The organism is Amycolatopsis sp. 195334CR (assembly GCF_017309385.1).
Lineage (GTDB): Bacteria > Actinomycetota > Actinomycetes > Mycobacteriales > Pseudonocardiaceae > Amycolatopsis.
In genome coordinates, this window is record NZ_JAFJMJ010000001.1 from 995,912 (window position 1) to 1,008,551 (window position 12,640).

15 protein-coding genes and 1 other RNA gene are annotated in these 12,640 nt (G+C 70.6%); 8 read left to right on the forward strand and 8 right to left on the reverse strand.

The window, feature by feature from the left end:
- The first annotated feature begins 5 nt into the window (after positions 1–5).
- A complete protein-coding gene (locus tag JYK18_RS04975; protein WP_206800981.1) occupies positions 6–2,249 on the forward strand; it encodes a cation-translocating P-type ATPase in 2,244 nt (747 codons plus the stop codon).
- Here the strand turns inward: JYK18_RS04975 and JYK18_RS04980 are convergent.
- Positions 2,188–2,463, reverse strand: coding sequence for a hypothetical protein (locus tag JYK18_RS04980; RefSeq protein ID WP_206800982.1), 276 nt, complete (start codon positions 2,461–2,463; stop codon positions 2,188–2,190). The genes JYK18_RS04975 and JYK18_RS04980 overlap by 62 nt on opposite strands.
- A 141-nt stretch (positions 2,464–2,604) precedes the next feature.
- Between JYK18_RS04980 and JYK18_RS04985 the strand changes: the two genes are divergently transcribed.
- The gene (locus JYK18_RS04985) at positions 2,605–3,081 is read left to right on the forward strand and encodes a hypothetical protein (protein ID WP_206800983.1); all 477 of its coding nucleotides are present in this window, start codon (positions 2,605–2,607) and stop codon (positions 3,079–3,081) included.
- Here the strand turns inward: JYK18_RS04985 and JYK18_RS04990 are convergent.
- The 4 genes from JYK18_RS04990 to ssrA all read right to left on the reverse strand — a co-directional run bounded on the left by JYK18_RS04990 (position 3,067) and on the right by ssrA (position 5,719).
- Positions 3,067–3,438: a glyoxalase superfamily protein gene (locus tag JYK18_RS04990; protein ID WP_206800984.1), complete on the reverse strand. Its 372-nt coding sequence runs from the start codon at positions 3,436–3,438 to the stop codon at positions 3,067–3,069. The genes JYK18_RS04985 and JYK18_RS04990 overlap by 15 nt on opposite strands.
- A gap of 223 nt (positions 3,439–3,661) precedes the next feature.
- Positions 3,662–4,084 carry a hypothetical protein gene (locus JYK18_RS04995; protein ID WP_206800985.1) on the reverse strand — a complete coding sequence of 141 codons (423 nt, stop codon included), beginning with the start codon at positions 4,082–4,084 and terminating at the stop codon, positions 3,662–3,664.
- Complete coding sequence (locus JYK18_RS05000; protein ID WP_206800986.1) at positions 4,053–5,093, reverse strand: type IV toxin-antitoxin system AbiEi family antitoxin; 1,041 nt, start codon at positions 5,091–5,093, stop codon at positions 4,053–4,055. The genes JYK18_RS04995 and JYK18_RS05000 overlap by 32 nt, the downstream gene beginning before the upstream one ends.
- Positions 5,094–5,347: 254 nt before the next feature.
- Positions 5,348–5,719, reverse strand: a transfer-messenger RNA (tmRNA) gene (gene ssrA / locus JYK18_RS05005).
- A gap of 187 nt (positions 5,720–5,906) precedes the next feature.
- Here ssrA and JYK18_RS05010 point away from each other — a divergent pair.
- The 3 genes from JYK18_RS05010 (at position 5,907) to JYK18_RS05020 (ending at position 8,443) form a co-directional block, all read left to right on the forward strand.
- Positions 5,907–6,605, forward strand: coding sequence for a sensor domain-containing protein (locus JYK18_RS05010; RefSeq protein WP_206800987.1), 699 nt, complete (start codon positions 5,907–5,909; stop codon positions 6,603–6,605).
- Positions 6,606–6,670: 65 nt separating this feature from the next.
- The gene (locus JYK18_RS05015; RefSeq protein WP_374195044.1) at positions 6,671–7,768 is read left to right on the forward strand and encodes a sensor histidine kinase; all 1,098 of its coding nucleotides are present in this window, start codon (positions 6,671–6,673) and stop codon (positions 7,766–7,768) included.
- A gap of 30 nt (positions 7,769–7,798) precedes the next feature.
- Positions 7,799–8,443, forward strand: coding sequence for a response regulator transcription factor (locus tag JYK18_RS05020; RefSeq protein ID WP_206800988.1), 645 nt, complete (start codon positions 7,799–7,801; stop codon positions 8,441–8,443).
- A 201-nt stretch (positions 8,444–8,644) separates the two neighbouring features.
- Here JYK18_RS05020 and JYK18_RS05025 read toward each other — a convergent pair whose 3' ends face one another.
- Positions 8,645–9,019: a cupin domain-containing protein gene (locus JYK18_RS05025; RefSeq protein ID WP_206800989.1), complete on the reverse strand. Its 375-nt coding sequence runs from the start codon at positions 9,017–9,019 to the stop codon at positions 8,645–8,647.
- A 99-nt stretch (positions 9,020–9,118) separates the two neighbouring features.
- On the opposite strand from JYK18_RS05025, the gene JYK18_RS05030 reads away from it, so the two are divergent.
- The 3 genes from JYK18_RS05030 to JYK18_RS05040 all read left to right on the forward strand — a co-directional run bounded on the left by JYK18_RS05030 (position 9,119) and on the right by JYK18_RS05040 (position 11,317).
- Positions 9,119–9,580, forward strand: a complete 462-nt coding sequence (locus JYK18_RS05030) for a MarR family winged helix-turn-helix transcriptional regulator (RefSeq protein ID WP_206800990.1) — start codon at positions 9,119–9,121, stop codon at positions 9,578–9,580.
- Between the two features lie 88 nt (positions 9,581–9,668).
- A complete protein-coding gene (locus JYK18_RS05035; protein ID WP_206800991.1) occupies positions 9,669–9,899 on the forward strand; it encodes a hypothetical protein in 231 nt (76 codons plus the stop codon).
- A 71-nt stretch (positions 9,900–9,970) separates the two neighbouring features.
- A complete protein-coding gene (locus tag JYK18_RS05040) occupies positions 9,971–11,317 on the forward strand; it encodes an acyltransferase (RefSeq protein ID WP_206800992.1) in 1,347 nt (448 codons plus the stop codon).
- Here the strand turns inward: JYK18_RS05040 and JYK18_RS05045 are convergent.
- Both JYK18_RS05045 and smpB read right to left on the reverse strand, forming a co-directional pair.
- Positions 11,225–12,133 (reverse strand): amidohydrolase family protein, encoded by a 909-nt coding sequence (locus JYK18_RS05045; protein ID WP_242579778.1) that lies wholly within the window; start codon positions 12,131–12,133, stop codon positions 11,225–11,227. The genes JYK18_RS05040 and JYK18_RS05045 overlap by 93 nt on opposite strands.
- Positions 12,130–12,606, reverse strand: coding sequence for an SsrA-binding protein SmpB (gene smpB, locus JYK18_RS05050; protein WP_153029508.1), 477 nt, complete (start codon positions 12,604–12,606; stop codon positions 12,130–12,132). Before smpB ends, JYK18_RS05045 begins: the two co-directional genes overlap by 4 nt.
- Between the last annotated feature and the right edge of the window lie 34 nt (positions 12,607–12,640).

The following is a 12,640-nucleotide window of genomic DNA, read 5'->3' on the forward strand; positions in this document are numbered from 1 at the left end:
ACGACATGAGTTCCGAAACGCGCGAACGCCTCACCAGCGAGGTCGAGCTGGCGATCACCGGCATGACCTGCGCTTCGTGCGCCGCCCGGATCGAGCGCAAGCTCAACAAGATGGACGGCGTCACCGCGACGGTCAACTACGCCACGGAGAAGGCGAAGGTCAGCTACCCGGCCGAACTCGCGCCCACCGCGTTGATCGAGCAGGTGGAGGCGGCCGGGTACGCGGCCACCGTGCCGCGGGCCGAGCCCGAGCCGGCCGAGTCCGAAGTGGACGATCCGACCCGGCCGCTGCGCGACCGGCTGATCGGCGCGGCCGTGCTGTCCGTCCCGGTGATCGCGATGGCGATGATCCCGGCGCTGCAGTTCGAGTACTGGCAGTGGATCTCGCTCACGCTCGCCGCGCCGGTGCTGGTGTGGGCGGCGTGGCCGTTCCACCGGGCGACGTGGGTCAACCTGCGCCACGGCGCGGCCACCATGGACACGCTGATCTCGATCGGCACGCTCGCCGCGTTCGCGTGGTCGTTGTACGCGCTGCTGTTCGGCACCGCGGGCACGCCGGGCATGACGCACCCGTTCGAATTCACCATCGAACGCACCAGCGGGGACGGCAACATCTACCTCGAAGTCGCCGCCGGGGTGACCACGTTCATCCTGGCCGGGCGGTACTTCGAAGCGCGGTCGAAGCGGCGGGCGGGCTCGGCCCTGCGCGCGCTGCTCGAACTCGGTGCGAAAGACGTCGCGGTGCTGCGCGGAGATGGCGAGCAGCGCATCCCGATCGGCGAACTCGCGGTCGGCGACCGGTTCGTGGTGCGGCCCGGCGAGAAGATCGCCACCGACGGCGTGGTCGTCGAAGGCAGTTCGGCGATCGACGCGAGCATGCTGACCGGTGAGTCCGTGCCGGTCGAGGTCGGCTCCGGCGACACGGTCACCGGCGGGTGCGTGAACGCCGGGGGTCGCCTGGTCGTCCGGGCCGCGCGGGTCGGTTCGGACACCCAGCTCGCGCAGATGGCGAAGCTGGTCGAGGACGCGCAGAACGGCAAGGCCGCCGCACAACGGCTGGCCGACCGGATCTCCGCCGTGTTTGTCCCGGTGGTCATCGCGCTGGCGGTGGGCACGTTGTTCTTCTGGCTCGGTGCCGGTGCTTCGGCCTCGGGCGCGTTCACCGCGGCGGTGGCCGTGCTGATCATCGCCTGCCCGTGCGCGCTGGGGCTGGCCACGCCGACCGCGCTCCTGGTCGGCACCGGCCGCGGCGCCCAGCTCGGCATCCTGATCAAGGGGCCGGAGGTGCTGGAGTCCACGCGTGAGGTGGACACCGTCGTGCTGGACAAGACCGGCACGGTGACCACCGGCCAGATGTCGCTGGTGGACGTCCACCTGGCCGACGGCACCACGGCGGAGGACGTGCTGCGCCTGGCCGGCGCGCTCGAAGACGCGTCGGAGCACCCGATCGCCAAGGCCATCGCGCGCGGCGCCAAGGAGCGTGTCGGCAAGCTGCCGAAGGTCGAGGACTTCACCTCGGTGGACGGCCTCGGCGTGCAGGGCACGGTCGACGGGCACGCGGTGGTGACCGGCCGGGTCGCGCTGCTGGAGCAGTGGAGCCTGCACCTGCCGTCGTCGCTCGCCGCGGCCAAGGCGGCGGCCGAAGAACTCGGGCAGACCGCGGTGGCGGTCGGCTGGGACGGGCAGGCGCGCGCGGTGCTGACCGTCGCCGACACGGTGAAGCCGACGTCGGCCGAGGCGATCCGGGGCCTGCGGGACCTCGGCCTGACCCCGGTGCTGCTGACCGGCGACAACGAAGCCGTGGCCAGGGCGGTGGCCGCCGAGGTGGGCATCGACCAGGTGATCGCCGAGGTGCTCCCCCGCGACAAGGCCGACGTGATCGCGCGGTTGCAGGGCGAGGGCAAGGTGGTCGCGATGGTCGGCGACGGGGTCAACGACGCGGCCGCGCTGGCGAAGGCGGATCTGGGCCTGGCCATGGGCACCGGCACCGACGTGGCGATCGAAGCGAGCGACCTGACCCTGGTGCGCGGCGACCTGCGAGCGGCGGTCGACGCCATCCGGTTGTCGCGGCGCACGCTCGGCACGATCAAGGGGAACCTGTTCTGGGCCTTCGCCTACAACGTGGCGGCGTTGCCGCTGGCCGCCGCGGGCCTGCTGAACCCGATGATCGCCGGCGCCGCGATGGCGCTCAGCTCGGTTTTCGTGGTGACGAACAGCCTGCGGCTGCGGGGTTTCCGCCCGGCGGCGTGAGTTCGTCGTCGAGGATCGCGTCGACCTGGCGACTCGCCCGGCGCAGCGCGGCTGCCGCGAGGAACACGAGCAGCAGCGCCGCGCCGGTGAGCCACATGGCGCGCCAGGAGACGAAGTAGCCGATCAGGCCGAGTGCCTCGACGAGCACCAGGCTCGCGACGACGGTGGCGGATCGGACGTGGTGGGCCAGCAACCGGCCGGTGAGTTCGAGCACGACTGGGAACTCGCCTCGATCAAGCTCGTTGTTACGGAGAGTCAGTTGAAATTTCTACTTCTTCACCCGATCGTGGGCCGCGAATAACGGTCCCGGCACGACCGTAACGATCCGACCGGCGCGAGCGGCTTTCAGCGCGTTATGACGGTCATCGGAATCACCGGCCACCAGGAGCTGCCCAGCGCGGCGAGGGTGCACGCGCTGGAACGGATCGACGCGGTGCTGGCGCAGGCGGCCGCGCCGGTGATCGGGCTGAGCAGCCTGGCCAAGGGCGCCGACCAGCTGTTCGCCGAACTGCTGCTGCGCTCGGGCGGCACGCTCTTCGCGGTCATCCCGTCGCACGACTACACCACCACGTTCAGCGGCGCGGCGCGCGACACCTACCTCCGGCTGCGCGCCGCGGCCAAGAGCGTGGTCACCCTGGAGCACCACCACGCCTCGGAGGCGGCCTACGACGAAGCCGGGCGGTTCGTGGTGGAGCACAGCGATCTGCTGGTCGCGGTCTGGGACGGCAGCCCGGCCACGGGCACCGGCGGTACGGCGGACGCCGTCGCGCACGCGCACCGCCTGAACCGCCCGGTCACCGTCGTCTGGCCGGACGGGTTAGCTCGGCCGTGAGATCTGCTGGACCGACCACTGGTTGCCGTCGGGGTCACTGAAGAAGACGAAGGGGCCGCCGGGGAGGTCCTGGACGTCGCTCACCTCGACGCCGCGGCCGGCCAGCTCGGCGCGCGCGGCGTGGATGTCGGAGACGACCAGCTGCAACCCGGGCTGCGACCCGACCGGCGCCTGGGTGATCCCGGTGCCGATGGCGATGGAGCACGCCGATCCCGGCGGGGTCAGCTGGACGAACCGAAGCTCATCGCTGATCCGGTGGTCATGATCCGCGACGAAGCCCACCTGGTCCACGTAGAACGCCTTGGCCCGATCCACGTCCGACACCGGAACCTGCGCCAACTCCAACTTGAACTCCATGACCTGCACCTTTCGTCGGACCGGAACGCTCTGTTCTGTTGCCTACTGTATCAGAACGGAACGATCCATTCCAATACCCGAGCCTGAAGTTTCTTCCGGGAGCGCGCTCGCCAGGGTCAGGAACGCGTCGCCTCGCGCATGCCCTCGCTCAACGCCCCCACCAGAAGCCGCCCTCGCAGGGCCCGGGTGTCGTGGGCGAGCTTGGCCAGCACTTCCTCGTCGTTCACGATGCGATGCAGCGCCGCGACGCCCGCCTCGTCGAGCAGCCCGGCCAGGTGCGAACCCAGCAGCCAGGCGCCGGCCAGCTCGTGATCGAAGTCGTGGCGAGGTCGATGGCGTCGCGCGTGTCGTAGCGGCGATCCCACCACGTCAGGAGCTTGAGCAGGGCCAGCGCCGGGACCGAAGGAACCCGGACGGCGAGCCCGCCGGGAAGGAGCACGGTCTCGGCCACCGCCGCGGCGATGTCGATGTCGCGCGTGCTCCGCTCCGGCGGGCGTCCCACCAGCCCGATCGAGAGGATCGTGCGCGCGGTCGCCCCGACCACGAGGTAGTCGAGGCCCGCTTCCCTGGCCGCGGCATCGACGCGCGCCAGCACGCGCGCCGCCTGGACGAGGTCAGGTTCGGTCGAGTCGCGTAAGTCGATCATCACTGGTCCGGATGCGGTCTCCGTGTTCACGCTGGCGCGGATCCCCCGATGCCAGCAGGTCGGCGTAAACCAGCGTCGAGGGCACGCTCCAGGCGGTCTCCTCGGGCACCTGCCAGAACCGCCGCCGGAGGTGGACGTTGCCGTCTTCCTCCGCGCGGACCAGGCGATGCCTGCCGATCAGCGAGAGCGGCGTCTCCTCGACGTAGAGCGTGAGGGACGAGGGGCGCAGATGCGGATCGATGAGGCTCGCCGCGGCCTCGCCGCCCACCAGCGCGCCGGCTGTCCGCAACTCGTGCTCCGAATCCGGCCACCACGAGAGGTCGCCGGCGGAGAACTCGCCGAGGGCGAGCGACGGCCCCAGCGCGATCGAATACGCCTCCGACCACCGGTTGAGCAGTTCCCCACCCCTGGCCAGTCGCCGGCCACCCGCCGATTCGTACAGGTAGCCGCCCGCGGTGAGCTCGTCGACGACCATCTGGGCCGTACCCAGCGAAACGCCGCTCGCTGCGGCCAGTTCCCGCAACGTCAGCGAAGCCATTTCGGGCCAGCTGAGCAGGACGAACGCGACCTTGAGCCCAGCCTTGCCGAAGGCCCTGCTGCCGCGCGGGGCGGTCCTGGCGAGAGGCACGGTGGGCTTGCGGCGGCCACGGATGTCGATGAGGACGTCATCCCAGGCGAGGCGGGCGTTGCCCGCCGTGTCCACGTAGTCGATGCCGCGGGCGCGCAGCCGATCGGCCGCCGGATCGCTGATCGACGGCGCGACCACGAGCGCGGGATAGGCAGGCGGGATGTGCACGGCCGTCGCCAGCTCCGCGGTCAGGCGCTGCTTGACCTGCACACCGTAGCTGCGAGACGCGCCCCCACCCGAGGTGAGGTGCAGCACGGCATCCACCCCGTCGGCGGCAGGCTCCAGCTCGTCACGAAACCCGAGCTCCCCCAGCCGACGACGAACCGCCGCGAGCACCGAGCCCCCGTTCAAAAAATCCACGTGTTCGCGATCGCTGAACATCCCCCAATTCTGAACACCCCACCCACCCAACGCAACCACCCCACCCACGCAACCACCACCGAGGATCCGGAGGCTCGCCCGGCGGGGGCCCGGGGCGGCACCCAAACGCAACCACCACCGGGGGTCCAGGGGGCTTGCCCCCTGGCAGGGGTCCGGGGGCGGAGCCCTCCGGGCGGGGTCTGGGGGTTGCACCCCCAGAAACACGACGAGGCGAGAAGGTCTGCGTGTTCCGCAGACACTCCTCGCCCCGAGTCGAGTGGAGGTGCCGGGAATTGAACCCGGGTCCTCTGGCGCCTCAACAAGGCTTCTCCGTGCGCAGTCCGCTCTGCCTCTACTCGGCCCCATCGGTCACGCGAACAAGCCGATGTGACGGGCCCAGCCACTGTTTGCTTCCCAACCGGACCCCGTAGCCGGATCCGGCGGTAAGCCTCCTAGCTGATGCCGGCGACCGGGACGGAGGCACTCCCGGGCCGACAGACTACGCGCTCGCTCAGGCGGCGAGGGCGTAGTCGCGCTGGCTATTGGCCTTGGCGCTTATTGGTTTGCGATGACGCTTACGGTGGTCTCTCGCCTGCACCGGCACGCTTCCCTCGAATCGACGTCCAAAGTCGAAACCGTTCACCCCCTGGTGGGTCGTTCTGACAACCTGTCCATCATAACGCGCCCCCGCAACCCGGTATTCCGCGTACTCCGAGAACCAGCACGGTGGGGCTGGCCCTACCCCCGGCATGCCCGCGAGCACCATGGCCGCGACCACCCCCTTCCGGCGAAGCTTGAGCTCAAGCAACACCGACCGCCAGAAGGGAACCCGCCATGACAACGCCACAGATCGAGCAGGACGGCAGCCGGTCACGTCCGCCGTTCGCGGGGTCGCTGGGCTTCCTGCTGATGAACCTGCCGCTCGGCATCTTCGCCTTCGTCCTGTTCCTCACCCTGTTCAGCGTCGGCCTGACCACCGCCCTCATCTGGGTGGGCCTGCCGATCACCGCGCTGGCGGTGCTGCTGTCCCGCGGCGCGGCCAGGGTGGAGCGGGCGCGCGTGTACGCCCTGCTCGACAGCTACATCCCGGTGCCGTACCGCGCCCTGCCCGAGAGCAGCCAGAAGGAACGCTGGAAGGCCCGCCTCAAGGACGGCGCCACCTGGCGCGACCTGGCCTACTTCGTCCTGCTCTTCCCGCTCGGCGTCATCCAGTTCTCGCTGGTCGTCACGTTCTGGGCGGTCAGCCTGGCCTTCGCCGGCCTGCCGATCTACTTCCGCTACCTGCCCGAGGGCGCCTACTACTTCCCCGCCTACGACGCCGACCTGCGGTGGATCACCGTGGACTCCACCGTCGAGGCGCTGCCGTGGGCCGCGCTGGGCGTGTTGTTCATCGCCGTCTCGGTGGCGCTGACCAGGTCCATGGCGGCCGGCCACGTCCGGTTCGCCGCCGCGCTGCTGGGCCCGACCCGGCGCATGGAGGAGGACGGTTCCCCTTTTCCCGCCACCCCGGCGATGACAACGGTGGCAGGATGACGATCGTCGCCACCACACCGGAAGGAACCGCGATGTCCCAGGAGGGGCCCGCGTTCGAGCAGCCGATGCCGTTCTGGCCCAAGGCCATCGGCTTCATGATCGGCAGCTTCCCCCTGCGCCTGTTCCAGTTCGTCCTGCTGGTGGTGCTGACCACGGTGGGCATCGGCACCCTGGTGATCTGGATCGGTATCCCGCTGCTGGTGCTGGCCACCGGGCTGACCCGCTGGTTCGGCGACGTGGAGCGGCGCTGGGTCCGGGCCACGCTGAACACCCCGCTGCCCGACGCCGAGCGCCTACCGCTGGAGGGCACCTGGCTGCAGCGCTGGCGCACCCGGCTGACCGACCAGACCACCTGGCGCGACTTCGGTTACCTGATGATCGCGCTGCCGCTGGGCGTCATCGAGTTCGCGCTCGGCCTGGCCGCCATCGTGCTGTTCCCGATCGCGATCTGGGTGCTGCCGTGGGTGGGCTGGCTGCACGGCAGCCTCGCGCTCTCCCTGCTCGGCCCGCCGCGCAACCAGCAGCTGGCCGCGAAGGCCCAGCACCTGCAGGCGTCCCGTGCCCGCGGCGTGGACGCCGCCGAGGCCGAGCGCCGCCGGATCGAACGCGACCTGCACGACGGCGCGCAGCAGCGGCTGGTGGCGGTGGCGATGAGCCTCGGCCGCGCGAAGTCCAAGCTGAACAACGACCCGGACGCGGTCCGCGACCTGATCGACGAAGCGCATTCGGACGCGAAGCTGGCCGTCTCCGAACTCCGGGACCTGGCGCGCGGCATCTACCCGGCCGTGCTCGGCGACCGCGGGCTCGACGCGGCGCTCTCCGCGCAGGCGGCGAAGTCGCCGGTGCCGGTGGAGGTCTCGGTGGAGGTCGAACCCCGGCCGCCCGCCGCGGTGGAGACCACGGCGTACTTCATCGTCGGCGAGACGCTGACGAACATCGCCAAGCACTCCGGTGCCACGGCGGCGGCGGTGAAGGTGTGGCGCACCGAGGACAAGGTGATCGTGGAGATCACCGACAACGGGCACGGCGGTGCCGAGGTGCGCAGCGGGGGTGGGCTCGCCGGGCTGGCCGACCGGGCTGCCACGATTGACGGTGTCATCACCGTCGTCAGCCCGCCGGGTGGGCCCACGGTGGTCCGCTCGGACCTGCCGTGCACTTGGTGAGCAGGCCGAACCTGGGGAGCCTGAAGAACTATGCGTGTCGTCATCGCCGAGGACGCGGTGCTGTTGCGAGCCGGGATCCAGCGGCTGCTGGCCGACGAGGGCATCGAAACGGTGGCCGCCGTGGACAACGGCGACGACCTGCTCGTCGCGGTCAAGGAGCACCGGCCGCAACTGGCGATCGTCGACGTGCGCATGCCGCCGACCTTCACCGACGAAGGACTGCGGGCCGCGCTCGGCGCGCGTGAGGTCATACCGGGGCTGCCGGTGCTGGTGCTTTCGCAGTACGTGGAGGAAAGCTATGCGGTGGAACTGCTGTCCGGCGGGGCGGGCGGAGTCGGTTACCTGCTCAAGGAGCGCGTCGCCGATGTCGCCGAATTCCTCGACGCCGTCCGGCGGGTCGCCGGTGGCGGCACGGCGATCGATCCCGACGTGATCGCCCAGCTGATGGCCCGCGGGCGGAAGAACCCCCTCGACGCGCTGACCGCGCGCGAGTCGGAGGTGCTCGGGCTGATGGCGCAGGGCCTGTCGAACACCGCGATCGCGAGCACCCTGGTCGTCTCGCACGGCGCGGTGGAGAAGCACATCGGCAACATCTTCGCGAAGCTCGGGCTGGAGGTCTCCGCGGAGGAGCACCGCCGGGTACGGGCGGTGCTTACCTACCTCGAACGCGGCTGAGGCGGCGGAGGGCGGGGGGCCACCCCGGTTTTTTAGTGTGACTACGGCGAAGGCCCCAAAGTCAAGGCGGGAAAGATGCCTTGACTTCGGGGCCTTCGCCGTGTTTTGGGCTGTGGACCGGGGTGAGGGAGGGGTCTGGGGTGGGGGGTCTGTTAGTTGCCCGGGTCACCGTGGGTGGGTGGTTACGGCGGGTGGGGCGCGCTATTGCGCCCAAGGTGGGGTGATCTTCTCGCCGGTGGCCAGTACGCCCTGGATGCCTCGCGACGTGCACACCGTCAGGTGCGCGGGTTCGCCGCCCGGGTTGCTCAGGCTGAACTCCCGGTCCGGCGGCAGGATGAACGCGTCCCCGGGGGCCAGGTGGTGCGTCTCCCCTTCAAGCGTGAACGCCACCTCCCCCGCGTTCAGCACGAAGACCTCCTCCTTGCTCACCCGGTGCGCCTCGCCCACCTCGCCGGGGGCGACCTCCAGCGCCCACACCGCCAACTCCGCCGAACCCCGGCTCGGCACGCCCAGCGGCCGGAACCGCACCCCACCACGCGAGAACTCGGGTGCCCCGGCCAGCGTCGCCACGGTCATGCGTCCACCTCCATGTAGTCAACCTGCTTGACGACCTTTAAGGTAAAGCCGGTTGACCAACTAGTCAAGCCGCTTGTCTATCTCGCCGGGAGGTGGCCCATGGCCGACGGAGAGCTGCCCGCCCTGCTCGCGCTCACCTTCCGCGCGATCATGGACGGCATCCACGAGCAACTCGCCGCCGAGGGCTTCGACGACGTCCGCCCGGCACACGGCTTCGCCTTCCAGTTCCTCTCCCACCGCCCCGACGGCGCCACCGCGGTGGAGCTCGGCGAACACCTCGGCGTCACCAAGCAAGCCGCCGTCCAGCTCACCGACGAACTCGAGAAGCGCGGCTACCTCCAGCGCCGCCCGCACCCGGTCGACCGCCGCAGCCGCCTGATCTCACTCGCCCCACGCGGATGGGCGTGCATCGAACGGGTGGTGGCCCTCTCCCGAGCCGCCGAGGCGCACTGGGCCCAACTGGTCGGCGAGGACCGGATCGACCAGCTCAGCGCGGATCTGCACGCGTTCGTGCGCGACGCGGCGACCCGGCGGCCGGTGACGTTGCGTCCGGTCTGGTAACCCAAGCTCACCCGTCTGAGGGCGGCACCGGGGGACCCGCTCCCCTACCATTAGCGGACGCTGTCGCCGGGTGAGGAGGAGATCGGCTTTGTCCGCAGGACCTGAGGAGTGCGTCCGCTTCTTCGGCGGCCCGCTCGACGGCCGGATCCAGGAATTCGGCGACACCGAGCCGGTGCGCGGCACCGTGATGCGCCACGTGCACCTGCACGACGGCCCGAAGATCGAGACCCACTACGAACTCGACTGGAACGCCGAGCACGGCTGGGAGTACCGCCTCCGCCCGGCCGGCGAGGTAGGGCCAACCCCACCCCCGAACTAGGAAAACCGGAACCCGGAAAGGGCAGTCCGCCCCGCTGTGCCCGAAGGCCTTTTTGACCAGGCTCTTCAGTCATGCAGACGAGCACAGCCCGTCCGAAACGGGACCTCTTCCTCGACGTCGTGCGCGCGGCCGCGATCGCCGGCGTGGTCGGCCAGCACTGGCTGATGCCGGTGCTCGGGTACGCGGACGGGCAGCTGGCCACCGGCAACGCGCTGGCCACCCCCGGCTGGTGGGTGTTCACCTGGCTGTCCCAGGTGATGCCGCTGGTCTTCTTCGCCGGTGGCGCGGCGAACCTGATGTCGCTCAACGCCGCCGCCAGCGATCGCACCTGGCTCGCCGCCCGCGTGCAGCGGCTGCTGCTGCCCGCGCTGCCGCTGTTCATGGTCTGGCTCGTTGTGCCCGAACTGCTGCGTGCCTTCGGCATCCCCGAACAACCGCTGGAGGTGGCCGGCGCGATCGCCGCCCAGCTGCTCTGGTTCCTCGCGGTGTACCTGGTGACCGTGCTGGCCACCCCGCTGATGGCCGCCGCGCACCGGCGCTGGGGGCTGTGGGTGCCGGTGGTGATGGCGGTGGCCGGGGTGCTGGTCGACGTCGCGCGGTTCAACGACCTCGGCCTGATCGGCTACGCCAACGCGGTGTTCGTCTGGCTCGCCGTGCACCAGATCGGGTTCCACTACGCCGACGGCCGCCTCGGCGCGCTCGGCAGGCGTGGCGCGCTGACCATGTCGGCCGCCGGGTTCGGGGTCACCGCGCTGATGGTCGCCTTCGGCCCGTACCCGGCGAGCATGATCGGCATGCCGGGCGCCCCGGTGTCGAACATGAGCCCGCCGAGCGTGCTGCTGGCCGCGCTGGCGGTCGGGCAGATCGGCCTGCTGCTCGCGCTGCGCCCGGCGATCAACGCCTGGGCGGTCCGCAAGCCGGTGGCGGCCGCGTTGCGCTGGCTCGGCCCGCGCTTCATGAGCGTGTACCTGTGGCACATGCCCGCGCTGGTGGTGGTCGCCGGGATCGCCGTGCTCGGTTTCGGTTACCGCACCCCGGAACCCGGCAGCCTCGCCTGGCTGGTGGCGGCGCCGCTCTGGCTGGCCGCGACCGGGCTGGTGCTGCTGGGCCTGCTCCGCGTGTTCGCCCGCTTCGAGGTCCGGAAGCTCGCCGACGGTCCGATCGCGCCGACCGCGCAGCTGGTGGTGGCCGGTCTGCTCGCCTCGGGCGGCCTGCTCGGCCTGGCCGCCACGGGGTTCACCACGCCGGCGGACAGCGGTCAGCTCGCCGGTCCGCTCCCCTGGGTCTTCGGCGTCACCGCGGCCTTCCTGCTGGCGGGCAAGCCGCTACGGCTCAAGACCCAGCAGGCGCGCCGGGGTGTCGTGCAGCACCTGCCGCAGGAACTGCTCCCCCAGCCGGTCGTCGGCAGCCGCCCATGAGGCGACGGCCCGCAACTGGGTCGCGTAGGAGTACGGGATGTTCGGGAAGTCGGTGCCCAGCACCACCCGATCACCGAGACCGGCGAGGCTGGCCACCCAGTCCGCCGGTTTCGGCATCATCGCCTCGGTGAACGGCACGCCGACCATGGTGGTGTCGAGGTACACGCGGGGGTACCGGCGCACCAGCTCGACGGCTTCCCCGTACTCCGGCATACCGGCGTGCGCGAGCACCGCGGTCAGCCTCGGGTGCCGCTTCAGCACCGCGCCGAACACGTCCAGCCCGGTGTGCGCGCCCCTCAGCGGACCATGTCCACAGTGGACCACCACCGGCACACCGGCGTCCGCCAGCGTGCCCCACGCCTTGTCCAGCAGGTCGTCCCTCGGGTCGTACGCGCCCACCTGGACGTGCGCCTTGAAGCACCGGGCACCGGCCCGCACTGCGGAGTCCACATAGGACGCGGCGGCCGGTTCCGGGTACAGCGTGCCGGTCGGCACCGCCTCGGGCACCCGCTCGCCGAACTCCAGCGCCCACTCCGAGAGCCATTCGGCCATCCCCGGCTTGTGCGGGTACACCAGCGGCGCGAACCTCAGCACCCCGAGCGAGCGCAACACCGCCAGCCGCTCGTCCTCCGGCAGCCGGTAGTGGATCGGCCACGGGGTGCCGTAGTGCTTCTCCGCCTGGTCGAAGTACGACCAGACCTTCGCCATCACCCGCTCGGGCAGGAAGTGCACGTGGAGGTCGACCAGCCCGGGCAGGCCGAGCGAGCGCACCCAGCCCGGGACGTCCGCATCGGACTCCGGGCCGGCCGCGCTCAGTACCGGCCCTTCAGCGCGCGGCCCATCGCCTTGCGCACCTCGCGATCGGCGTCGCGCTTGGCCAGGTCCTGGCGCTTGTCCCAGGCCTTCTTGCCCTTCGCCAGCGCCAGTTCGACCTTGACCTTGCCGTCCTTGAAGTACATCGACAGCGGGACCAGGGAGAGCCCGCTCTCCTTGGTCTTGCCGATCAGCTTCTCGATCTCGCCCTTGTGCAGCAACAGCTTCCGGGTGCGGCGGGGCATGTGGTTGGTCCAGGTGCCCTGCACGTACTCGGGGATGTGGACGTTGCGCAGCCACACCTCGCCGTCATCCACCGTGGCGAACGCGTCGGCCAGCGAGGCCTTGCCGTCACGCAGGCTCTTCACCTCGGTACCGACGAGCACGAGACCGGCTTCGTAGGTGTCCAGGATGGAGTAGTCGTGCCGCGCCTTGCGGTTCGACACGATCACCTTGTGACCACGTTCTTTGGGCATGATGACAACTCTACGTGATTCTCAGCGGCACGAC